Raw genomic sequence first — 23221 nt, 5'->3', positions numbered from 1 at the left:
GTCGCCGACACCGACGGAATGCGCGATCAGACGAGGGCGATCACGACGGGGTGCAGCCAGTCCCGGAATGCGCTCGCGTCGTCCCGCAGGCTCTCGCTCACGACGACGGTGTCGGGAGCGACGACCCATGCGCCCGTGCGCGCCACGGGGAGCACGGTCAGGTCGAGCCGGAAGGAGCTCGACTGGCGCCGCAGCTCGAACTGGCGCTGCTGCACCATGCGGTACACGTCTTCGAGCGGATGGTGGCGTCGTTCGACGGCGCGCAAGTACTCGAAGCGGCGCAGCTTCGCCCAGCCCATCGCCCGGTCGTACCCGCGGTACACGAGCTCCTGCAGTTCGAGAGCGCGATCGAACACGGCGAAGTGGGGCGGCCGCACTTGGCTGATGAACGGTCGCGTCTCACGGCGGATGAGGCCCGCCCACCAGCCGCGCCATTGCGCTTCCAATTGCGCCATGTCGATGCCCGAGGTGCTGATGCGTCCGATGTCAGGGATTCCGCGGGGCACGTCCTCTTCGCACACCGCATCGAGCCCGGCGAGATCGCGGAGGCCGAGCGCGAGCAGGAGGTCCCACGGGCAGTCTTCCGTGACCTCCCATCGAAGCGTGCCCTCGATGAGCATGGCTTCATAGTAGAACGCAATCGAGGGCCTGACCAGAGAGTCTCTTCCTCTCCGCTCAGGCCCTCGAGATGAGGCTCTACTGCGCTGCGCGCTCGAGAATCAGCTCGCGCACGCGAGCGGCATCCGCTTGTCCTCGCATCGCCTTCATGACCGCTCCGATGATCGCGCCGGCGGCCTGGACCTTGCCGTCTTTGATCTTCTGCATCACGTCGGGCTGCGCGGCCAGAGCGTCATCGATGGCGGCGACGAGCGCCGAGTCGTCGGAGACGACGGCGAGACCGCGAGCGTCGACGACCTCTTGCGGCGTGCCCTCCCCCGCGATCACTCCTTCGAGGACCTGACGAGCGAGCTTGTCGGTCAAGGTGCCCGCGTCGACGAGCGTGGCTAGAGCGGCGACGTTCTCGGGCGACACGAGCGCGGACGGCTCCTCGCCGCGCGTGTTCGCGACGCGGCTGATCTCGCCCGTCCACCACTTGCGGGCCGCGGCCGGCGTCGCGCCCGCCGCGATCGTGGCGGCGACCTCGTTCACGAGGCCGGCGTTCTGGACGTCCTGGAACTCCAGGTCGGTGAAGCCCCACTCCGCCTTCAGCCGCCGGCGGCGAGCCGCGGGCGGCTCGGGAAGGGCGGCGCGCAGCTCCTCGATCAGCTCGGCGCTCGGCACGACGGGCAGGAGGTCGGGCTCGGGGAAGTACCGGTAGTCGTCGGCGTCGCTCTTCGGCCGCCCGGCGGAGGTCGTGCCGGTGTCCTCGTGCCAGTGCCGTGTCTCTTGCGTGATCGTTCCTCCGGCCGCGAGGATCGCAGCCTGACGCCGGATCTCGTAGCGCACGGCGCGCTCGACGGAGCGCAGCGAGTTGACGTTCTTCGTCTCCGTGCGGGTGCCGAGCTTCTCCTGACCCCACGGGCGCAGGGAGACGTTCGCGTCGCAGCGCAGGTTGCCGCGCTCCATGCGCGCCTCGGAGATGCCGAGCCCGATGACGATGTCACGAATCGTCGCGACGTACGCCTTCGCGAGCTCGGGCGCGTCCGTGCCCGCCCCGAAGATCGGGTGGGTGACGATCTCCACGAGCGGCACGCCGGCGCGGTTGTAGTCGACGAGAGAGTGGTCGGCGCCCTGGATGCGACCGCTCGTGCCGACGTGGGTGAGCTTTCCCGCGTCCTCCTCCATGTGCGCGCGCTCGATCGGGATGGTGCGGATGCTGCCGTCGGACAGCTCGACCTCCACCTGGCCCTCGAACGCGATCGGCTCGTCGTACTGCGAGATCTGGTAGTTCTTCGCGAGGTCGGGATAGAAGTAGTTCTTGCGCGCGAATTTCGACGACGGGGCGATCTGGCAGCCGAGCGCGAGGCCGAGGCTGATCGAGTAGCGCACGGCCTGCTCGTTCACGACCGGCAGCGCGCCGGGAAGCCCGAGGCACACGGGCGTGACGTTCGTGTTCGGCTCGGAGCCGAAGTCGTTCGGCGCCGCCGAGAACATCTTCGTCTTCGTGCCGAGCTCCACGTGCACTTCGAAGCCGAGCACGGGCTCGAAGCGTTCGAGGGCCTCGTCGAAGTCCATCAGTTCGGCGGTTGCCATCAGTTCGTCCCTCCGAGCTCAGGAGCCTGCGATAGAAGTGTGCGCCCCCACTGCTCCTCGAGCAGCGACTCGAGTGAGGCGCCGACCTGGTAGAGGCGGGCGTCTTCGCGGGCGGGTGCCATGAATTGGATGCCGACGGGCAGACCGTCTTCGGGCGCGAGGCCGACCGGAACGCTGATGCCGGGAACACCGGCGAGGTTCGCGGGGATCGTCGTGACGTCGTTGAGGTACATCGCCATGGGGTCGTCGAGCTTCTCGGCGAGCTTGAACGCCGTCGTCGGGGCGCTCGGGCTCGCGAGCACGTCGACGTTCGCGAACGCGTTCGCGAAGTCGCGCTGGATGAGCGTGCGCACTTTCTGCGCGCTGCCGTAGTACGCGTCGTAGTAGCCGGCGCTCAGCGCATACGTGCCGAGGATGATGCGGCGCTTCACCTCGGGGCCGAAGCCGGCCTCGCGCGAGGCCGCCATGACCTGCTCGACGGTTCCGCCGCCATCGGGTTCGACCCGCAGCCCGAATCGCACGGAGTCGAAGCGCGCGAGGTTCGACGACGCCTCCGCCGGGAGGATGAGGTAGTACGCGGCGACGGCGTACTCGAAGTGCGGCGCCGAGACCTCGACGATCTCCGCGCCGTTCTTCTCAAGCAGCGCAAGCGCCTCGCGGAATCTCGAGAGGACACCCGACTGGATGCCGCTGCCGAGCAGGTCCGAGATCACGCCGACCTTCAGTCCGGCGAGTCCCTCGCCGCGCAGGCCCGCGCGAGCGGCATCCGCCATCGACGGCCAGGAATCGGTGAGAGAGGTGGAGTCGTAGGGGTCGTGGCCCTGGATCACGTCCTGCAGCAGGCCCGCGTCGAGAACCGTGCGTGTGACGGGGCCGACCTGGTCGAGGGAGGACGCGAGGGCGATCGAGCCGTAGCGGCTCACGGCGCCGTACGTCGGCTTGACGCCGACGGTGCCCGTGACGTGCGCGGGCTGGCGGATCGAGCCGCCCGTGTCGCTGCCGAGCGCGAGCGGAGCCTCGAACGCGGCGACGGCCGCCGCGGAACCGCCGCCAGAGCCGCCGGGGATCCGCTCGAGGTCCCACGGGTTGCGGGTGGGACCGAACGCCGAGTGCTCGGTGGAGGATCCCATCGCGAACTCGTCCATGTTCGTCTTGCCGAGCGGCACGAGACCCGCGGCGCGCGAGCGCGCGACGACGGTGGCATCGAAGGGCGACATGTAGCCCTCGAGCATGCGGCTGCCCGACGTCGAAGGCATGTCCGTCGTGACGAGGACGTCCTTGATCGCGAGCGGCACACCGGCGAGCTCGCCGAGCTGCTCCCCTGCGGACCGGCGCTTGTCGATGTCGGCGGCGACATCGAGCGCGTGGTCGGAGACGTGCAGGAAGGCGTGAACGGCGCCGTCGACGACGCCGATGCGGTCGAGGTGGGCCTGCGTCGCTTCGACGGAGCTCAGTTCCTTCGCGGCGAGCTTGGCCGAGAGCTCGGCGGCGCCGAGGCGGGTGATGTCGCTCATCTACTGTTCCTCCCCAAGGATCGCCGACACGATGAACCGCTCGCCGTCGTCGGCGGGAGCGTTCTGCAGCGCCTGCTTCTGCGTCAGGGTCTGACCGATCTCGTCGGGGCGGAACACGTTCTGCAGCGGGATCGGGTGGCTCGTCGCGGGAACATCCTCTGTCGCCACCTCCTGCACCTTCGCGATGCTGTTGACGATCTGGTCGAGCTCTGAGGTGAGACTCGTGATCTCCTCAGCGGTGAGCGCAATGCGGGCGAGGCTCGCCAAGTGCGCCACCTGCTCCTCGGATATTTCAGACATGGGCCTCCGTCACGGGGATGGTGGGTGTGCTCCCATTCTAAGTGCTCGCGCGGCCCCGGATCCCGCGGCCGGGAAGCCGGCCTGCCGTTACAGTGGAGGGGTGACGCAAGACAACGACGCCCCGTGGATCAGCAGCTACTCCGCCGGCGTTCCGGCCACGATCGACGAGCCGAGCGGCTCACTCGTCGGCATCGTCGAGCAGTCGGCGAAGGACTTTCCCGACGCGGTCGCGCTGGAGTTCTTCGGCGCCGAGACGACGTACGCGCAGCTCGAGGACGCCGTCGCGCGGGTCGCGGAGGCTCTGCGGCGTCGCGGCGTCGCCGCGGGTGACCGTGTGGCGATCGTGCTGCCGAACTGTCCGCAGCACATCGTCGCGTTCTATGCCGTGCTGCGGCTGGGTGCGATCGTCGTCGAGCACAATCCGCTGTACACCCCGCGTGAGCTGCGTCACCAGTTCGAAGACCACGGCGCGAAGACCGCGATCGTGTGGAACAACGTTGTCGCGACCATGCAGGCGATGCCCGACGACATCGCCGTCACGACTCTCATCTCCGTCGACATCACGCGATCGATGCCGTTCTCGATGCGCGCGATGCTGCGGTTGCCGGTCAAGAAGGCGCGTGAGTCGCGCGCGGCGCTGACCACGGCCGTGTCCGGAACGATCGCCTGGGAGCAGCTCACCTCGACGGAGCGCATCGCCGCCGATCACCCCTTCCCACGACCGGACGACGTCGCCGTCATCCAGTACACGAGCGGCACGACAGGCTTCCCGAAGGGTGCAGTGCTCAGCCACGCCAATCTGCTGTCGAACGCGGCCCAGGCGCGCGCGTGGGTGCCGACGATCACGCGCGGCGATTGCGTCGTGTACGCGGTGCTCCCCATGTTCCACGCATACGGGCTCACGTTGTGCCTGACCTTCGCGATGAGCATGGGCGCCCGCCTCGTGCTGTTCCCCAAGTTCGACCCCGACCTCGTGCTCAAGGTCGTGCGCAAGCACCCGCCGACGTTCTTCCCGGCCGTCCCGCCGATCGCCGCGCGACTGCTCGACGCGGCGCGCACGCAGGGCGTCTCGCTCGACGGCATCGAGATCGGCATCTCGGGTGCCATGCCGCTCTCGCAGGATCTGGTCGAGCCGTGGGAGAAGGCCTCGAACGGCTACCTCGTCGAGGGCTACGGGCTCAGCGAGTGCTCCCCCGTGCTCATGGCGAATCCGGTCGCCGACAACCGGAAGCCCGGCACCGTCGGCCTTCCGCTGCCGAGCACGCACGTGCGCGTCGTGGACCCGGAGAATCCGACCGTCGACGTGCCGCGCGGTGAGGAGGGCGAGCTCATCGTCCGCGGGCCGCAGGTGTTCCGGGGCTATTTCAACAACCCGGATGCCACCGCCGAGGTCTTCGTCGACGGCGACTGGTTCCGCACGGGCGACATGGTCACGATGGACGACGACGGCTTCATCACGATCGTCGACCGGCTGAAGGAGCTCATCATCACGGGCGGCTTCAACGTGTCGCCGTCGGAGGTGGAGAACGCGCTGCGCAGCCACCCGAGCGTCGCGGACGCCGCCGTGGTGGGTCTGCCGAGCGCGCACTCCGGCGAGGACGTCGTCGCAGCGGTCGTCGCGGCGCCCGGCGAGAGCATCGACCCCGAGGAGCTGCGGTCGTTCGCGCGCGACGTCCTCACCCCGTACAAGGTTCCGCGCCGCATCGTCGTGCTCGACGAGCTTCCGCTCTCGCTCATCGGGAAGGTGCTGCGCAAGAAGGTCCGCGACCAGCTGCTCGACGCGGAGTGACGCGCGGCGTCATTCCTCGTCGAGGAAGCCGGGGCCCTCGACGACGAGCCGCGCGAACTGCGCGGCGTCGATGATCCGCAGGCCGAGCTCCTCCGCCTTCGCGAGCTTCGAGCCGGCGCCCGGTCCTGCGGCGACGAAGTCGGTCTTCTTCGAGACGCTCGACGCGGCCTTGCCTCCCGCGTTCATGATCGCCTCCTTCGCACCGTCCCTGCTGAAGCCCTCGAGCGAGCCGGTCGCGACGACAGTGAGTCCCGCGAGAACCCCGCCGGCCTTCGCCGCCGCTCCCGGTCCCGGGTGGCCCGGCGTGGCGAACTGCACGCCCGCCGCGGTCCACGCGTCGACGATGTCACGGTGCCAGTCGACCTCGAACCAGTCGAGCACGGCGTCGGCGATGATGCCGCCGACGCCCTCGACATCGGCGAGTTCCTCGCGGGTCGCCGAACGGATCGCGTCGAGCGAGCCGAACCAGTCCGCGAGAGCCCGGCCGGCCACCGGACCGACGTGGCGAATATTGAGGGCGACGAGCAGCCGCGACAGCGGCCTGGTCTTCGCCTGCTCGATGTTCGCGATGAGCTCGGTCGCGCTCTTCGAGGGCACGGAGTCCGCGTCGCCGGAGAATTCCGCCGCGTCCGGGTCGTACGGGCCGTCGGCCTTCATCCGGCGTCTCGCGAACGGACGGACGACCTTCACCGACCCCTGCTCGTCCGTGCGCTCGAGGCCCGTCTCCGAATCGTGCACGACGGTGCGGATGGGGAAGATGTCGGCAACCGTCAGATCGAAAAGGGCAGCCTCGGTCACGAGCGGCGGCTCCGCGGGCTCGAGCGGCTGCGTGAGAGCGGAGGCGCTCACTTCGCCGAGCCCTTCGATGTCCAGGGCTCCCCTGCTGCCGATGTGCTCGACGCGCCCGCGCACTTGCGCGGGACACGAACGTGCGTTGGGGCAGCGCAAGTCGATGTCGCCCTCCTTGGCGGGGCGCAGCGTCGAACCACACTCGGGGCATTCGGTCGGCATCACGAAGGGCCGCTCGGTTCCGTCGCGCAGCTCGACGACCGGGCCGAGGATCTCGGGGATCACATCCCCCGCCTTGCGCAGCACGACCGTGTCTCCGATCAGCACGCCCTTCGCCTTCACGACGTCCTGGTTGTGCAGCGTCGCCTGGCTCACCGTGGACCCGGCGACGCGCACGGGCTCCACGACCGCGTACGGCGTCGCCCGCCCCGTGCGCCCGACGCTCACGACGATGTCGAGCAGCGGTGTGTTGACCTGCTCCGGCGGATATTTGAAGGCGGTCGCCCAGCGCGGCGCCCGGCTTGTGGCGCCGAGCTCGTCGTGCAGAGCGAGCTCGTCGACCTTGACGACAATGCCGTCGATCTCGTGCTCGACACTCGCGCGGTTCTCGCCGTAGTGGTGCACGTAGCCGATGACTCCGTCGATGCTGTCGAAGACCCGGTAGTGGCTCGAGGTGGGCAGCCCCCAGCCGGCGAGCAGGTCGTAGATCTCCGACTGGCTCGACACGGGCGGGTTCGGCCAGGCGCCGATGCCGTGCACGAGCATCCGCAGCCGAGACAGTCGGTCGCGCATGAGCTCGAGTTGAGCGGGCGACTTCCCTTCCGCCTTCTGCCGCAGGCTGCCGCTCGCCGCGTTGCGCGGGTTCGCGAACACCTTCTCCCCCGCGGCGAGCTGCTTCTCGTTGAGTTCGCGGAACGCCTCCACGGGGAAGAAGATCTCCCCGCGCGCCTCGACGCGTTCGGGGTGGCCCTCACCGGAAAGCCGTCTCGGGATGGAGTGGATGTGGCGCACGTTCTCGGTGACGTCCTCGCCCACGACGCCGTCACCGCGGGTCGCGGCGGTCACGAGCCGGCCGTTCTCGTACAGCAGGTTCACGGCCAGTCCGTCGATCTTGAGCTCGGAGAGATAGTGGATGCCGCGACCGGCGGCCCGCTCGGTGCGCTCCGCCCACGCCCGCAGTTCGTCGTCGCTGAAGACGTTGTCGAGGCTCAGCATCCGCTCCACGTGCGTCACGGGCGCGAACAGCGTCGTCTCGGCGCGCCCGCCGACGGTCTGCGTGGGACTGTCCTGGCCCTGCAGCTCGGGGAACATGCGCTCGATCTGCTCGAGCCGGCGCATCATGGCGTCGTACTCGGCGTCGGAGACGAGCGACGTGTCGCGCTCGTAGTAGGCGTCGCGCAGCTCGAGGATGCGCGAGGTGAGCTGCTCGACCTCCGCCGAGGCCTGCTCTCGAGTCAGTTCGCTGGCTTCTGTCACGCTCCAAGCTTAGAAGCAGCCGCCGACGCCGGCAGGGGCTTGCGGCTCCGCCGCCCCTTATCAGGTCTGCCGCCGCCGGGTCCTCGTGCGTTACAGTGATTCTGTGGCGCAGAATTCTGATCCGTATCGGGTCGAGGCGGTCGACAGGGCGATGGCGCTCCTCGATCTGCTCACCGAGCGTGGCACGCTGAGCGTCACGGATGCGGCACATGAGCTGTCCGTCGCGCCGTCGACGGCGCACCGGCTGCTGACCACCATGACGCACCGCGGGTTCGTGGAACAGGGCGAGAAGCGGCTGTACCACCCGGGTCCGAAGCTCAACGGGCAGCGCACCGACGGAAATCAGCTGCGTTCGATCGTGAAGCAGTTCCGGCCGAGCCTCGAGCGTCTTGCCGAGAAGGTCGCCGAGACGGTGCACCTGCAGATCCTCACGGGCCCCGACGTGCGCTTCCTCGATGGCATCGAAGGGCACCAGTTCTTGCGGATCGGGCTGCGCATCGGCTCTCGCGCTCCCGCGTTCACGACCTCGGGCGGCAAGGCGATTCTCGCGGATCTGGGCGATGCGTCCATCGCGGCGCTTTATCCGACGGGACTGCCGCCGTGGCGGGGCGAGAAGCCGAAGTCCCTCGACAGGCTGCGCACCGAACTCCGGCGGGTCCGCGAGACGGGCTACGCGGTGAACGTGGGCGAGAGCGAACCGGGCGTCGTCGCGCTCGGCGCGTGCATCGCGCGTGAGCCCTCTCTCGCGATGACCGTGGCGGTGCCGCAGGAGCGCTACGAGCCGGCGCGCGAGGCGTCGATCGCGGAGGCGCTTCTCGAGGCCGCCGCCATGGCGCGCAACGCCCGCTGAGCGCTGCTACGCGCCGACCGGAACGGCGCTGACCGTGCGATCGATCGTGAACTGGCCGAGCACGCGGGTTCCCACATAGACAACAGCGGTCTGTCCCGGCGCGACGCCGTCGAGCGGCGTCTCCGGTCGCACGGTGAACTCGGGCTGCCCGTGCTCATCATCCCGCACGACCCCGATCGCGGCGACGGGATCGGCGTGCGCACGGATCTGCACCTCGCACGCGAACTCGGATTCCGGATGCCGCGGCGCGAGGCCCGCCCAGCTGAAGCGGTGCCCGGCGATCTCCGCGATCGCGAGCGCCTCCTTCGGGCCGACGACGACCTCGTTCGTGCGCGGCTTGACCTCGAGAACGAAGCGCGGCCGCCCGTCCGGCGCGGGGACGCCGAGGTTGAGGCCGCGGCGCTGCCCAACCGTGTAGGCGTGGGCGCCCTCGTGGCTGCCGACGACGTTGCCCTCCCGGTCGAGGATTTCGCCGTCCTTGCTGCCCACGTGCTCGGCGAGCCAGCCCTTCGTATCGCCGTCGGGGATGAAGCAGATGTCGTGGCTGTCGGGCTTGCTCGCGACAGTGAAGCCGCGGCGCGCGGCCTCCTCGCGCACGAGGGCCTTCGATGGCGTGTCGCCGAGCGGGAACATCGCGTGCTCGAGCTGCTCGGCGGTGAGCACGCCGAGCACGTATGACTGGTCCTTCGCCCACGCGCTCGCGCGGTGCAGTTCGCGATTTCCGTCGTCGTCGACGCGGATGTCGGCGTAGTGGCCCGTGCACACGGCGTCGAAGCCGAGGTCGAGCGCTTTCTCGAGCAGGGCGGCGAACTTGATCTTCTCGTTGCACCGCATGCACGGGTTCGGGGTGCGCCCCGCCGCGTACTCGGCGATGAAATCGTCGACGACGTCGAGCTTGAACCGCTCCGAGAAGTCCCAGACGTAGTACGGGATGCCGATCATGTTCGCCGCGCGCTGGGCGTCCATCGAGTCCTCGATCGTGCAGCAGCCGCGGCTTCCCGTGCGCAGCGTGCCGGGCATGCGGCTGAGCGCAAGGTGCACGCCGACGACCTCGTGGCCGGCCTCCACGGCGCGGGCAGCGGCGACGGCGGAGTCGACTCCTCCGGACATGGCAGCGAGAACCTTCATCGTTCCAGTGTAGGTCGGCGAGGCTGGACGTCAGCGGCGCGGGACGTCCCGGTCGGCGAAGCCGGCCTTCGCCGCCTGCCGGTACGCGCCGGGAAGCGCATCGAGGAAAGCGTCGACGTCGGCGTCCGTTGTCGTGTGCCCCATCGTGATGCGGAGCGCTCCCCTCGCCTCGGTCTCGCTTCTGCCCATGGCGCGCAGCACGTGCGAGGGCTCGGGGATGCCGGCCTGGCACGCCGACCCGGTCGATACGGCGACTCCGGCCATGTCGAGCAGGAACAGGAGCGAGTCCCCCTCGCAGCCGGGGAAGCTGAAGTGCGCGTTGCCCGGCAGCCGCGCATCGTCGGCGGGGCCGTTGAGGACGGCATCCGGGACCCGCTGCCGCACGCCCTCGACGAGCCTGTTCCGCAGCGCGCGGAGCCGCCGCGACTCTGCGTCGAGTTCCGCTGTCGCGACGCGCGCCGCCGCGGCGAAGGCGATGCCGCCCGCGACGTCTTGCGTGCCCGAGCGCACTTGCCGCTGCTGCCCTCCGCCGTGCAGGAGCGGCTCGATGACCGCCGTGCGCGCGAGGTAGAGCGCGCCGACGCCGACCGGTCCTCCGATCTTGTGCGCCGAGACGCTCAGGGCGACGAGACCGGCCTCGCCCGCCGATCTGCTCTCGGCCCGCAGCCGAGCGACGTCGATCGGCACGTGCCCGTAGGCGGCGACGGCGTCGACGTGGAGGGGAACCCCGTGAGCGGCCGCGACGCGGCTGAGCGCCGCGACGGGTTGGATCGTGCCCACCTCGTTGTTCGCGAGAATGACCGTCGCAAGCGCCGCGCGGTCGCCGGCCTCGGCGAGCGCGGCCTCGAAGACCTCGGGACGCAGCGCGCCGTCGGCGTCGAGCGGCATCCAGCGCATGTCGGCGCCGTCGTGCGCGGCGAGCCACTCGAGAGTGTCGATCGTCGCGTGATGCTCTCCGCCCGGCGCGAGCACGACGGGACGGTCGCCGGCGGCGTTCCGCTTCCAGTACAGTCCCTTGAGCGCCAGATTTATCGACTCCGTCCCGCCCGACGTGAGGATCGCCTCGATGGAGTCGCAGCCGAGGGAGGCGGCGATGACCTCGCGGGATTCCTCGAGCAGCTGCTTGGCGCGCTGTCCGCTCGAGTGGATGGAGGCGGGATTCCCGACGAGCCGGAGCGCGTCGGTGTATGCTGTCAGCGCTTCAGCGCGCATCGGCGTCGTCGCAGCGTGGTCGAGATACACGCTCACGATCGTTCCTCCCGCTGCACGGCGCACGCGCCGTCTCCTCAACCTTCTCCCACTACTCTAGAGCCCATGATGACAGCCGAAACCCTTCTCCCCCTCGGGCTTCAGCTGACGGACGACGGCGGCGCCGTGAGCGTGTGGTCGCACAACGCGACGAGCATCGAGCTCGTGGTCTTCGGCGACGACGAGCAACGGGTGCCGATGGAGCGCGGCGACGGCGACGTGTGGATGGCGCACTCGAGCGCGCTGCGCCCCGGGACCGGCTACGGCTTCCGCGTCGCCGGCGAGAACGGGCGTTTCGACCCCAGCGTCGTCCTGCTTGACCCGTACGCGAAAGGCGTCGTCTCGGACGGCGACGGCGGGTACCGCTCCGTCGCCGTCGACGAGTCCTTCGACTGGGGCGAGATCCCGAAACCGCGCATCGCACTCCAGGACACCATCATCTACGAGACGCACGTCAAGGGGTACTCGAAGCAGAACCGCGCCATTCCGGAGGAGCTGCGGGGAACCTACGCTGGCCTCGCCCACGACGAGTCCATAGCGAGACTGAAGAACCTTGGCGTGACGAGCATCGAGCTGCTGCCCGTTCAGGCGTTCCGCTCGGAGCAACGCCTGCTCGAGAACGAGCTGGCGAACTACTGGGGGTACAACACTCTCGCGTTCTTCGCCCCCCACCCGGCGTATGCGAGCGAGTCCGCGCGCGCCGAAGGCCCCTCGGCGGTGCTGCGCGAGTTCAAGCAGATGGTGCGGCGGCTGCATGAGGCAGAGCTCGAGGTCATTCTCGACGTCGTCTACAACCACACGGCGGAGGAAGGGCCCAAGGGGCCCACGCTGAGCCTGCGGGGCATCGACGACGCCTCCTACTACCGCCAGGGCGAGGACTGCGAGTACATCGACACGACGGGTGTCGGCAACACGCTCAACACGTCGACCCCTGCTGCGGCGCAACTCGTGCTGGACTCGCTGCGCTACTGGGCGACGGAGCTGCAGGTCGACGGCTTCCGCTTCGATCTCGCGACGGCGCTCGGGCGCGGTGAGCATCACGAGTACTCTCGGGAGCACCCGCTGCTCGCCGCGATCAGCGCGGACCCGGTGCTCAGCGCCTCGAAGCTCATCGCCGAACCGTGGGATGTCGGCGTCGGTGGCTGGCAGACCGGAAACTTCCCCGACGGCTGGTCGGAGTGGAACGACAAGTTCCGCAACCGGGCGCGGTCGTTCTGGCTCACCGATATCGCCTACGCCCGGCAGACGGGCCGCGCGCCCGTCGGCATCGGCGGCTTCGCGACGCGGTTGGCCGGCTCGTCGAACACGTTCTCGGCGGAGCGCGGCCCGCTGGCATCCGTCAACTTCATCAGCGCCCACGACGGCTTCACCCTCGCCGATCTCGTCTCGTATGACGTCAAGCACAACGAGGCCAACAAGGAAGACGGCGCGGACGGCACCGACAACAACCTCTCGTTCAACCACGGCGTCGAAGGCCCGACGGGCGATCGCGAGATCCAGTGGGTGCGTCGTAAGGCGATGCGCAACCTGCTCGCGACACTGCTGCTGTCGTCCGGAGTGCCGATGATCACGGCGGGCGACGAGTTCGGCCGCTCACAAGAGGGAAACAATAACCCGTACTGCCACGATTCCCCGCTCACCTGGCTGCCGTACCAGCGCGATCAGTGGCAGGACGACCTGCTTGCGCACGCGCGCCGCCTCATCACCCTTCGGCACGAGAACCTCGCGCTGCGGCCGCAGAAGTTCGCGCGTGCGGACGAGAAGGTCCCCGGCTCGAGCACCATGACGTGGTTCGACAGTCTCGGCAACACGATGAGCGAAGAGGACTGGCAGGACGGCCGGCAGCGCACCCTGCAGTACCTCGCGACGTCGACGCCGTACGGCGAGGAGAAGGTCAACAGCGTGCTGCTCGTCGTGCACGGCAACGAGATCCCCGGCGTCGTCACGCTGCCGCGCCTTGACCGCATCAACCGGTACGAGCACCTCTGGAGCAGCGCCGACGACCGGCCGAGAGCCGACCCGGAGACGCGCACGCCGGGCGATGTCATCGGAATCGCTCCCGCGTCGATGTCGCTGTTCCGCGTGCACCGCTCCGCCGGCGCCGTCGAGTCGTGAGCCCGAAGCGAGCGCGAGCGTCGACCGGAACACCGGCGACTGCCGCGCTGACGAAGGCGGGCATCCCGTTCACGCTGCGCGGCTACGAACACGACCCGTCGGCGGGCTCGTTCGGGCTCGAAGCGGCGGACAAGCTCGGAATCGAGGCCGAGCGCGTCTTCAAGACGCTGCTGTGCGACGTGGACGCGCGCCTCGTCGTCGGCATCGTGCCGGTCGCGGGCAAGCTCTCGCTCAAAGCCCTCGCGGCGGCCGTCGGAGGCAAGCGCGCGGTGTTGGCCGACCCGCGGGAGGCCGAGCGCAAGACCGGATATGTCGTCGGCGGGATCAGCCCCATCGGGCAGAAGACCGCGCTTCCGACGGTGCTCGACGCCTCGGCGATCGAGCACGAGACGATCCTCGTCTCCGGGGGACGCCGCGGATTGGACATCGAGCTCGACCCGCAGCAGCTCGTCGCGCTGACGCGAGCGCGCGTCGCGCCCATCGCCGGCTGAGAAGCACGCCGCCCGCGTCGCCGCTCTGGTCGATGGCGGCTCGAGCCGGTACGGTCAAGATGTGGAACAGATCGGACGCATTCCTCTGCTCGGAGCTTCTCCCGTCGTCGACTGCGGGAGGTGGCCCGCGAAGGCGTTCGCCGGGGAGGTCGTCCCGTTCGAGGTGACGGCGTTCCGGGAGGGTCACGACGCGATCGGCGTGCGGCTCGTGCTGACGGACCCTGACGGGGAGAGCCGTGTTCTGCCTCTCGCGGAGGCGGCGCCCGGAACCGACCGCTGGCGCGTCCTCGCCCAGCCCGATCGCGCGGGCTCGTGGTCGTTCCGCTTCGAGGGATACGGCGACGAGTTCGCGACGTGGGCGCACAATGCCGCGACGAAGATCGACGCGGGCGTCGACGTTGAGCTCATGTACGCGATGGGCCGTGAGCTGCTCACGGCAGCGGCATCCGATCGTTCGCGGCCGGCGGCCGAGCGTCGCTATCTCACCGCGTGCGCGACCGAGCTCGCGAGGCCCGACGCCGACCGGCGCGCGCTCGTCGATGACGCCCGGCTCGCGCAGATCGCGGCGGAGCGCCCGATGTTCACGCTGCACGCCGAGACCGAGACGATGCCGCTGCGAGTTGAGCGCTCCCGCGCGGGCGTCGGCTCCTGGTACGAGTTCTTCCCGCGCAGCGAGGGAGCGAAGAAGCGTCGCGACGGCTCGTGGAGTTCCGGAACCTTCCGCACGGCGGCGAAGCGGCTGCCGGCCGTGGCCGCGATGGGCTTCGACGTCGTGTACCTTCCGCCGATCCACCCGATCGGGCGCGCGTTCCGCAAGGGCCCGAACAACACGCTCGACGCGGGGCCGAACGACCCGGGCTCGCCGTGGGCGATCGGCTCCGCGGAGGGCGGGCACGACAGCATCCACCCCGATCTCGGCACCAAGAAGGACTTCGCCGCGTTCCTGGCCAGGGCGAGGTCGCTCGGGCTCGAGATCGCCCTCGACCTCGCCCTGCAGGCCTCGCCCGATCACCCGTGGGTGACGGAGCACCCGGAGTGGTTCACGACGCTTCCCGACGGCACGATCGCGTACGCCGAGAACCCGCCGAAGAAGTACCAGGACATCTACCCCGTCAACTTCGACAACGACCCCGACGGCATTCGCGCGGAGGTGCTGCGCATCGTGCGGCACTGGATCTCGTTCGGAGTGCGCATCTTCCGCGTCGACAATCCGCACACGAAGCCCGTGGCGTTCTGGGAGTGGCTCATCGCGGAGGTGACGGCGACGGACCCCGACGTCGTGTTCCTCGCCGAAGCGTTCACGAGGCCCGCGATGATGCGCACGCTCGCGAAAGTCGGGTTCCAGCAGAGCTACAGCTACTTCACGTGGCGCAACACCAAGCAGGAGCTCGAGGAGTTCCTCACCTCGATCAGCGCGGAGACGGCCGACTACCTGCGCCCGAACCTGTTTGTGAACACTCCCGATATCCTGACCGAGTACCTGCAGTTCGGCGGCCCGGCCGCGTACACGATCCGCGCCGCTATCGCCGCGACCGCGGCACCGCTGTGGGGCGTGTACTCCGGCTTCGAGCTGTTCGAGAACGTCGCACGGCCCGGCTCGGAAGAGAACATCGACAACGAGAAGTACGAGTACAAGCCGCGCGATTTCGCGGCCGCCGAAGCGGAAGATCGCTCGCTCGCGCTGTTGCTCGGCATCCTCAACGGCATCCGTCGCTCGCACCCCGCTCTCGGCCAGCTGCGCAACCTCGTGCTGCACCACAGCGAGGACGACGCGATCCTCGTCTACTCGAAGCACCTCGCGGGCGAGTTCACGACCACAGGACGGCCCGACACCGTCATCGTCGTCGCGAATGTGGATCCGCACTCCGTGAGGGAGACGACGATTCACTTGGATGCCGCCGCGCTCGGCCTCGCTCCCGGGGCCGCGTTCCACGTGCGCGAGCTCATCACCGGCGCCGAATGGACCTGGACCGAGCACCAGTACGTGAAGCTCGACGCGTTCACAACACCGGTGCACATTCTCGAGATCGTGGAGGCCCCCGATGACGTCTGATGCTCCGCACTCGGTCGGCGACCGCATCGATCTGCCGCGGGCCGACGAAGCGGCGCTCGCGGCCGTCGTCGCGGGCACGCACACCGATCCGCACGCCGTGCTCGGCCAGCATCCGGTCGGCGGCAGCGAAGTCGGCGATCCGCTCACGGTCGTGCGCGCGTTCCGCCCGCTCGCGAAGCGCGTCGTCGCGGTGCTCGACAACACGGCGCGCGTGGAACTGCACCACGTCTACGGCGGCATCTGGGAGGGCTTCCACGTCGCTGGCCTCTGCGACTACCGCATCGAGGCCGCCTACGAGGACGGCGGCCGCTGGATCGCCGATGACCCGTACCGGTTCCTGCCGACGATCGGGGAGCTCGACCTGCACCTGATCGGCGAAGGGCGGCACGAGGAGCTGTGGCGCGCGCTCGGCGCCCACACGCGCACCGTCGTGGGTTTCGAACGCGACGTCGCCGGTACCGCCTTCACGGTGTGGGCGCCGAATGCGCGCGGAGTGCGCGTTGTCGGCACGTTCAATTCATGGGACGGCGCGGCGTACCCCATGCGCCGGCTCGGCTCTTCAGGGGTGTGGGAGCTGTTCGTGCCCGGTGTGGGCGACGGTGCCCTGTACAAGTTCGAGATTCTCGGCGTCGGCGGCTGGGTCCGCCGGGCCGACCCGATGGCGCGGTTCGCAGAGACCGAGGGCAGCACCGCGTCGATAGTGACGACGAGCGGTCATGAGTGGGGCGACGGCGCGTGGCTGCAGCGTCGCGCCTCAGCAGACCCGCACACGGGGCCGTTGAGCGTGTACGAAGTGCACCTCGGCTCCTGGCGGCCGGGGTTCGGCTATCGGGAGCTCGCCGACCATCTCATCGAGTACGTCGGCGAGCTCGGCTTCACGCACGTCGAGTTCCTTCCCCTTGCCGAACACCCCTTCGGCGGCTCGTGGGGCTACCAGGTGACGGGATACTATGCGCCGACGAGCCGCTTCGGCGCGCCCGACGACCTGCGCTATCTCATCGACCGGCTGCACCGCGCCGGCATCGGCGTGATCATGGACTGGGTGCCCGGGCATTTCGCGACCGACGAGTGGGCGCTCGCTCGCTTCGACGGCGAGCCGCTGTACGAGCATCCCGATCCGCGGCGCGGCGAGCACAAGGACTGGGGAACGTACATCTTCGACTTCGGCCGCCCCGAAGTGCGGAACTTCCTCGTCGCCAACGCGCTGTACTGGCTCGAGGAGTTCCACGTCGACGGGCTGCGCGTGGACGCCGTCGCGTCGATGCTGTATCTCGACTACTCCCGCGAACCCGGGCAGTGGCTGCCGAATCAGCACGGCGGAAACGAGAACCTCGAGGCGATCAGCTTCCTGCAGGAGGCAAACGCGACGGCGTACCGCCGCAACCCGGGCATCGTCATGATCGCCGAGGAGTCGACGAACTGGAGCGGCGTCACCGCCCCGACCTCGGCAGGCGGCCTCGGGTTCGGGCTCAAGTGGAACATGGGCTGGATGCACGACTCGCTGCAGTACATGCACGAGGACCCCATGTACCGCTCGTATCACCACAACGAGATCACGTTCTCGTTCCTCTACGCGTTCAGCGAGAACTATCTCCTGCCCATCAGCCATGACGAAGTGGTTCACGGCAAGGGCTCACTGCTGCAGAAGATGCCCGGAGACCATTGGCAGAAGCTCGCGAACATGCGCGCGTACCTGGCGTTCATGTGGTCGCATCCGGGCAAGCAGCTGCTGTTCATGGGACAGGAGTTCGGGCAGCCATCGGAGTGGTCAGAGGCTCGCGGGCTCGACTGGTGGATCCTCGACCAGCCGGCGCACAAGGGGCTCTTCGACATCGTCGTGCAATTGAACCGCGTGTACCGCGGCAATCCGGCGCTCTGGGAACTCGACAACGACCCGGCCGGCTTCGAGTGGATCGACGGCGGCGACTCCGAGCACAGCGTCGTCGCGTTCCTCCGGCGCGACAGCGCAGGCGGCGAGATCGCCATTCTCGTCAACTTCTCGGGAATACCGGTCGGGCCGTATCGCGTCGGGCTCCCTCACGCGGGCGAGTGGGACGAGATCCTCAATACGGATGCCGCCGACTTCGGCGGCTCTGGCGTGGGCAATCTTGGCGTCGTGCGCGCCGAAGACCGCCCGTGGGCGGGCCGCCCGGCGTCGGCGGAGCTGACTCTGCCGCCCCTCGGCGCGCTGTGGCTGCGTCGCCGATCGTGACGCTCTAGAAGAGCAGATTCGCGAGGCGTCCCCGTGCCTTCGTCACACGCGGATCCTCCCCCACCACCTGGAACAGTTCGAGGAGCCGTTCCCGCACGCGGTTCTGCGCGTCGTCGTCGAGCGAGGGGTACAGCGTGAGCAGCCGGTCGAAGCCGTCGTCAATGTGACCGCCGGACACGTCAAGGTCGGCGACGGCGAGCTGCGCGTCAACGTCGCCGGGCTCCGCCGCCGCACGGGAGCGGATCTCGTCGAGGGTCTGACCGCCGAGGCGTACGAGCAGTCGCACCTGCGCGCGTCCGGCGCGCGCCTCGTCGTCTTTCGGGTTTTGAGCGATGGCCGTGTCGTAGGCGTGCACGGCGGCGTCGTAGTCACCACGCTCGATCGCTTCGAGCGCCTCCTGATGCAGCGGCGGAAGCGGCGGCTCGGCGGGAGCCTCCGTCGCGGCTTCCGGGGCGCCTTCGACCTGCACCGTGCCGGTCACACCATTCTGCTTGGCGATCTCAAGCACCTGCTCGAGCACCTGACGCACTTGCGCCTCGGGCACCGCCCCCTGGAACACCTGCATGGGTCGGCCGGCGAGAAGCATGCCGACGGTCGGGATCGACTGGGCCTGGAACACGCGGGCCAGTTGCGGGTTCGTGTCGACGTCGACCTTCATGAGAACGATGCGGCCGCCGAACTCGCCGACGACCTTTTCGAGAATCGGCGTGAGCTGCTTGCACGGACCGCACCACTCGGCCCACAAGTCGACGAGCACGGGAACCTGCATCGAGAGTTCGACGAACTGCTCGATCGACTGGTCGGTGCCGTCGAGAACGAGAGCCGGCACCGTCAGCGCCTGCGCATCGGGCTGAACGCCGCCGGGCTGGGCTGCACCAGGCTGGGGGTTCTGCGCCGCGGGCGTCGTCAGGCTGGACAGGTCGACGGCGCCGCGCATTCCGGCGCCCGGTGTGATGTCGCTCACTTCAACTCCGATGCACTCACAAGTCCCTGGCTGAACCCGAGAAGAGTGGCCTTCTCGTCAGATCCCGCCGGCGGGACGTAGAACAACAATTGATCAGAATAGCTGGTCTGCACGCCCTTCGCTGTCTCGTCGAGTCCCACGAGGGCCGCCATCGCGGTGCCGGGGAACTTCACGACGGCGCCGTTCTGACTGGGCTTCACCGTCTCGACCTCGTTCATGTCGACGGCGACGAGCGCGCCCGAATTGAGCGTCGCGAGCGAGAGCGGCTCGGCGGAGCCCGCCTTCGCCTCGAAGCTGATCGATGCCGTGTCGGGCAGGTCCTTCTTCTTCTTCTCCCGGTCGGCGGTGATCGCGGCGAGCAGCGTGTCGTTGCTCGTGTCGAACAGCGGTGCGAACTCGCTGTCGGCGCCATGCGCGACGATGTCGGCGTACGCGCCTGCGACCTTGTCCGGCGCGATCGTCAGCCATGCGGAATCGGGCTGGATGAACGCCGCGCCGACGCTCGCGGGCGCGAGCTCAGGAACGACCGCGTCGGCCTCGAGGCGTTGGGTGTACTCGACCTTGTAGTTCTCCCGCGGCGTCGCCTGCTTGAGCACGACCACGGTCGGCGCGACGGCCGCATCATCGCTCTTCACCATTGCGATGACCGTGCGGGGCCACGCGTCCGTCGCCTTGGGCAGCGTGATGGACAACGGGCCCGGTGGGATGGGCGCGGGCGCCCCGTAGTCGGAGATCTTGTCACGGATGCTGTAGTTCGCGAGGCGCTCCTCGAGCGCCGCGCCCGCGAAGCGCGTCTTGATGAGATCGCTGTCGCGAGCACTGTCCGCCTCTGTCGTGACTGAGGAGATGCGCGCCATGATCCGCTCGAGCTGCGGCACGGTCACAGCAGGCTGCGGTGCGGGCTCCCCCGCGGCCGTCGCCGTCGGAGTGGGCGTGGCGCTCACCGACTCGTCGGGGGTGAGGTCGGGCCAGAACGCTTGCGAACATCCGGACAGCCCCATCGCCCCGACGAGCAGCGCGGGAATCACGGCGACGCGGAGCCGCCCGAGAGATCGTCGCTTTGAACCGGTTATCGCAGCGGGCTGCGGGCGACCCCGACCGAGCCGGCGCCGCTTCGGGCCGCTCTCGATCCCCTTGCGGCGTGGACCGCGCGAGCGCCGCAGATGGTTGATGCCGAGCAGGTACAGCCACAGCCCCACGAGCAGCATGAGGATGCCGCCGACGATGAGCGGCCCCGCCCACGGCGTCGAGTTGTCGCTCGGCCAGGTGAGCTTGAGGGTGGCGGGCGCGGGGTGCGCGCCGTCCGAGGCGATGAGCACGCTCACGCCGTCGGGAATGTTCATGGGAGCGATGACGGCGTCGTCTTCGACGTTCTCCATGAGCCACAGGTCGGAACCGGCGGGATTCGCCGCCTCGGCGGCCGCCTTCTGGGACGTGTCGCCGCCGTCCTCGTCGTTCGCGGCGGGCGTCTCGCTCGGCGTCGGCTCGGCGGCATCCTTGTCCGCCTTCGCCGCGTGCTCCTTGCTCACGAGCCGGCTCTTGTCGGCGTTGAAGCTGACTGTGGCGTAGGAGTCGTCGCCGAGCCAGGCCTTCACGTCGGCCGTGCGCCCGTATCCGACGAACACGGTGTCGCTCCCGGTCGCCGTGACGGACTGTTTCCCGGGAAGCGCCGTCATTGTCGAACCGTCGATGACGGTGTACGGCAGGTCTCCCTTGACGGTGACCTCGTACGAGACCGCGGCCGGAGGCAGGAACACCGTCCGCTGCGCGATACCGAGGACGATCATGGCGGCTGCCACGACGAACGCGGCAATGGCCAGAACGAATCGCACTACATTTCCTCCTGCGTCACAGCCGGCGGGCAAGGCGCCCGATCATTCGTGGTCCTGGGCGTGGCGATGACGGATACAGACGATTCAGGTTAGCGGACGACCCTGAAAACGCGCTAAGCGGCGCAGCGAGCCAGTGCCGGGAATCGCGGCCCGCACTGTCTAAGATGAGGGACACGGTTATGAGGGGAGTTCGGTGAAGATCCAGAACGCGTTCCGAGTCGGGCTCATCGGCACACTCGGCGTCGGAGTCGGCCTGCTGATCATCACTTCCGTCGTGTCCCTCTCGACGATCCTCGTCTACATCGGCGCCGCCCTGTTCATCGCTCTCGGACTCGATCCCATCGTGTCCTGGCTTGAGAAGAAGAGCTTTCCGCGCTGGGCCGCGCTTCTCACCGTCATGGTGTGCGTTCTTGCGCTGTTTGCGGGGATCATCTGGATGGTGGTGCCGATAATCGTCGACCAGGTCGGCAAGCTCGTCGCCCTGATTCCGCAGATTCAGCGGCAGATCGGTGACCTGACGCTGCTCCAGTACCTCGAGCAGCAGTTCCCCTTCATCCCGTTCGACGACATCATCAACAGCGCGGCGACGTGGCTGACGGATGCCGGAAACGTGTCGAACCTCTCCAGCGGCATCCTCAATGTGGCGATCTCGATCGGAACGTTCCTGTTCGGCGCCCTCATCATCCTGATCCTCACGCTGTACTTCACGGCGTCGCTGCCGTCGATGCGTCGAGCCATGTACCTCTTGGTTCCGGCCACGAAGCGGGCGCGCTTCGCGGATCTGAGCGAGCAGATCACGGACTCGATCGGCCACTACGTCATCGGACAGACGAGCATCGCCGCGTGCAACGGGATCCTTTCGTTCATCTTCCTGTCGATAATCCAGGCGCCGTTCCCGCCCGTGCTCGCCGTCATCGCGTTCATCGCGTCGATGATCCCGCTCGTCGGCACGCTGTCCGGTTCGATCATCATCACGCTCGTGTGTCTGATCCCCGGCCTCGGGACGCCGTTCACCGCTCTTGTCGCGGGCATCTACTACCTGGTCTACATGCAGATCGAGGCGTACCTGATCAGCCCGAACATCATGCGGCGAGCGGTCTCTGTTCCCGGCTCCGTCGTCGTCATCGCCGCGCTCGCGGGCGGTGCGCTCCTCGGGCTGCTCGGCGCGCTCATCGCCATCCCGACGGCCGCGTCCATCCTGCTGATCATCAAACAGGTGGTCGTGCCGCGGCAGAACGAGCTCTAGCCGTTCTCCACGGGGCCGTCCCATTCGGTCGGCATCGGCAGCGCGTCCGGGTTCACGACGTTCAGCACCTCGGTCAGCACGCGCCGGGTCTGGTTCTCCCCCACCCAGAGGTGGCGACCGTTCTCCACGGGAATGAGCGTGGCGTCGGGCACGGCGGAGAATCGCTCACGGGCCTCGTCCGGTCTCAGATAGTCGTCGAGTTCAGGAACGACGATGACGAGGCGTCGGCGGTCGCCGGCCCACGCGGCCACCTCGTCGTCGGACGTGCGGTGCAGCGGAGGAGAGAGCAGAATGGCGCCCTCGATCGGATGCTGCCGACCGTACTTCAGCGCGATCTCGGTGCCGAAGGACCAGCCGAGCAGCCAGACGTTCGGCAGGCCGCGAGAGGAGACGAAATCAACGGCGGCGGCGAGGTCGGCCTCTTCGTCGATTCCATCGCCGAAGCTGCCCTCGCTCGTGCCGCGCGGCGAGGTCGTGCCGCGCGTGTTGAACCGCAGCACGGCGAGATCGGCGAGAGCGGGAAGGCGCGCCGCCGCCTTCTTGAGAATGTGCGAGTCCATGAACCCGCCGCCGGGCGGCAGCGGGTGAAGCGTGAGCAGCGTCGCCACCGGTTCGGTCTCGGCCGGGAGGGCGAGTTCCCCGACGAGGGTCAGGCCGTCTTCGGTGCGCAGAGTGATGTCTTCACGGTGAGCGGGCAGGACGATGCCGCCGCGGATCGGGGTGCTCATGAGATGCTCCAGCAGTGCGTGTGCCAGTGTCGGCGAGCGGCCAGGTCCGCGGCTTCGCCGAGGACGCCGTCGGCGCGCCAGGTGACGAGGTGGGCGGTTCCGATGCTGACAGCGCCGCCGCAGCCGGGACAGACGTAGTCCTTGAGCGCCCGGTCGGCGGAGATGGGCTGGACGTTCCACGCGATCCCGCGACGGGTCTCGGTGCGCTTCCAGCCGGAGAGCAGCCGGCTCAGGTCATCGGGCTCGGCTGCGGGCGCACGTCGTCGCCCCCTGGGCCTGTTGCTTCGCGGCAT

Annotated in this window: 18 protein-coding genes; 7 read left to right on the top strand and 11 right to left on the bottom strand. The window is 68.8% G+C overall.

Annotation, left to right across the window (positions count from 1 at the left end):
- Positions 1-26 precede the first annotated feature (26 nt).
- From BLV49_RS16355 to gatC, 4 genes are all read right to left on the bottom strand, one after another.
- Positions 27-620, bottom strand: coding sequence for a hypothetical protein (locus BLV49_RS16355; protein WP_091187927.1), 594 nt, complete (start codon positions 618-620; stop codon positions 27-29).
- 76 nt (positions 621-696) lie between these two features.
- Complete coding sequence (gene gatB / locus BLV49_RS16350; RefSeq protein WP_091187925.1) at positions 697-2193, bottom strand: Asp-tRNA(Asn)/Glu-tRNA(Gln) amidotransferase subunit GatB; 1497 nt, start codon at positions 2191-2193, stop codon at positions 697-699.
- Positions 2193-3707, bottom strand: coding sequence for an Asp-tRNA(Asn)/Glu-tRNA(Gln) amidotransferase subunit GatA (gene gatA / locus BLV49_RS16345; RefSeq protein WP_091187923.1), 1515 nt, complete (start codon positions 3705-3707; stop codon positions 2193-2195). Before gatA ends, gatB begins: the two co-directional genes overlap by 1 nt.
- On the bottom strand, positions 3708-4007 hold the full coding sequence (gene gatC / locus BLV49_RS16340; protein WP_091187921.1) for an Asp-tRNA(Asn)/Glu-tRNA(Gln) amidotransferase subunit GatC: 300 nt from the start codon (positions 4005-4007) through the stop codon (positions 3708-3710).
- 100 nt (positions 4008-4107) lie between these two features.
- Between gatC and BLV49_RS16335 the strand changes: the two genes are divergently transcribed.
- On the top strand, positions 4108-5796 hold the full coding sequence (locus BLV49_RS16335) for a long-chain-fatty-acid--CoA ligase (RefSeq protein ID WP_245723747.1): 1689 nt from the start codon (positions 4108-4110) through the stop codon (positions 5794-5796).
- A 9-nt stretch (positions 5797-5805) separates the two neighbouring features.
- Here the strand turns inward: BLV49_RS16335 and ligA are convergent, their stop codons facing one another.
- The gene (ligA, locus tag BLV49_RS16330; RefSeq protein WP_091187917.1) at positions 5806-8061 is read right to left on the bottom strand and encodes an NAD-dependent DNA ligase LigA; all 2256 of its coding nucleotides are present in this window, start codon (positions 8059-8061) and stop codon (positions 5806-5808) included.
- A 103-nt stretch (positions 8062-8164) separates the two neighbouring features.
- On the opposite strand from ligA, the gene BLV49_RS16325 reads away from it, so the two are divergent.
- The gene (locus BLV49_RS16325) at positions 8165-8911 is read left to right on the top strand and encodes an IclR family transcriptional regulator (RefSeq protein ID WP_143034078.1); all 747 of its coding nucleotides are present in this window, start codon (positions 8165-8167) and stop codon (positions 8909-8911) included.
- Positions 8912-8917: 6 nt separating this feature from the next.
- On the opposite strand, the gene mnmA is transcribed toward BLV49_RS16325, so the two are convergent.
- Together mnmA and BLV49_RS16315 are read right to left on the bottom strand one after the other, a co-directional pair.
- Positions 8918-10039, bottom strand: a complete 1122-nt coding sequence (gene mnmA, locus BLV49_RS16320) for a tRNA 2-thiouridine(34) synthase MnmA (protein WP_091187911.1) — start codon at positions 10037-10039, stop codon at positions 8918-8920.
- 30 nt (positions 10040-10069) lie between these two features.
- Positions 10070-11287 (bottom strand): cysteine desulfurase family protein, encoded by a 1218-nt coding sequence (locus tag BLV49_RS16315; protein ID WP_091188078.1) that lies wholly within the window; start codon positions 11285-11287, stop codon positions 10070-10072.
- Between the two features lie 66 nt (positions 11288-11353).
- On the opposite strand from BLV49_RS16315, the gene glgX reads away from it, so the two are divergent.
- The 4 genes from glgX (at position 11354) to glgB (ending at position 18158) form a co-directional block, all read left to right on the top strand.
- Complete coding sequence (gene glgX / locus BLV49_RS16310; RefSeq protein ID WP_091187908.1) at positions 11354-13402, top strand: glycogen debranching protein GlgX; 2049 nt, start codon at positions 11354-11356, stop codon at positions 13400-13402.
- The gene (gene ybaK, locus BLV49_RS16305) at positions 13399-13893 is read left to right on the top strand and encodes a Cys-tRNA(Pro) deacylase (protein WP_091187905.1); all 495 of its coding nucleotides are present in this window, start codon (positions 13399-13401) and stop codon (positions 13891-13893) included. Before glgX ends, ybaK begins: the two co-directional genes overlap by 4 nt.
- 85 nt (positions 13894-13978) lie before the next feature.
- On the top strand, positions 13979-15946 hold the full coding sequence (locus BLV49_RS16300) for an alpha-1,4-glucan--maltose-1-phosphate maltosyltransferase (RefSeq protein WP_245723759.1): 1968 nt from the start codon (positions 13979-13981) through the stop codon (positions 15944-15946).
- Positions 15936-18158, top strand: a complete 2223-nt coding sequence (gene glgB, locus BLV49_RS16295; protein ID WP_091187901.1) for a 1,4-alpha-glucan branching protein GlgB — start codon at positions 15936-15938, stop codon at positions 18156-18158. The genes BLV49_RS16300 and glgB overlap by 11 nt, the downstream gene beginning before the upstream one ends.
- Before the next feature lie 4 nt (positions 18159-18162).
- On the opposite strand, the gene BLV49_RS16290 is transcribed toward glgB, so the two are convergent.
- Positions 18163-19122 (bottom strand): tetratricopeptide repeat protein, encoded by a 960-nt coding sequence (locus BLV49_RS16290; RefSeq protein ID WP_091187899.1) that lies wholly within the window; start codon positions 19120-19122, stop codon positions 18163-18165.
- Positions 19119-20954 carry a DUF8094 domain-containing protein gene (locus BLV49_RS16285; RefSeq protein ID WP_091187897.1) on the bottom strand — a complete coding sequence of 612 codons (1836 nt, stop codon included), beginning with the start codon at positions 20952-20954 and terminating at the stop codon, positions 19119-19121. Before BLV49_RS16285 ends, BLV49_RS16290 begins: the two co-directional genes overlap by 4 nt.
- Before the next feature lie 193 nt (positions 20955-21147).
- Between BLV49_RS16285 and BLV49_RS16280 the strand changes: the two genes are divergently transcribed.
- Complete coding sequence (locus BLV49_RS16280; protein ID WP_091187895.1) at positions 21148-22200, top strand: AI-2E family transporter; 1053 nt, start codon at positions 21148-21150, stop codon at positions 22198-22200.
- Here the strand turns inward: BLV49_RS16280 and BLV49_RS16275 are convergent.
- Both BLV49_RS16275 and BLV49_RS16270 read right to left on the bottom strand, forming a co-directional pair.
- Positions 22197-22928: an alpha/beta hydrolase gene (locus BLV49_RS16275; protein WP_091187893.1), complete on the bottom strand. Its 732-nt coding sequence runs from the start codon at positions 22926-22928 to the stop codon at positions 22197-22199. The two genes, BLV49_RS16280 and BLV49_RS16275, sit on opposite strands and share 4 nt — an antisense overlap.
- The gene (locus BLV49_RS16270) at positions 22925-23221 is read right to left on the bottom strand and encodes an Rv1322 family protein (RefSeq protein WP_091187891.1); all 297 of its coding nucleotides are present in this window, start codon (positions 23219-23221) and stop codon (positions 22925-22927) included. Before BLV49_RS16270 ends, BLV49_RS16275 begins: the two co-directional genes overlap by 4 nt.

Source organism: Paramicrobacterium humi, assembly GCF_900105715.1.
GTDB classification, from domain to species: Bacteria; Actinomycetota; Actinomycetes; order Actinomycetales; family Microbacteriaceae; genus Paramicrobacterium; species Paramicrobacterium humi.
This window is presented reverse-complemented; position numbering and strand designations above follow the sequence as displayed.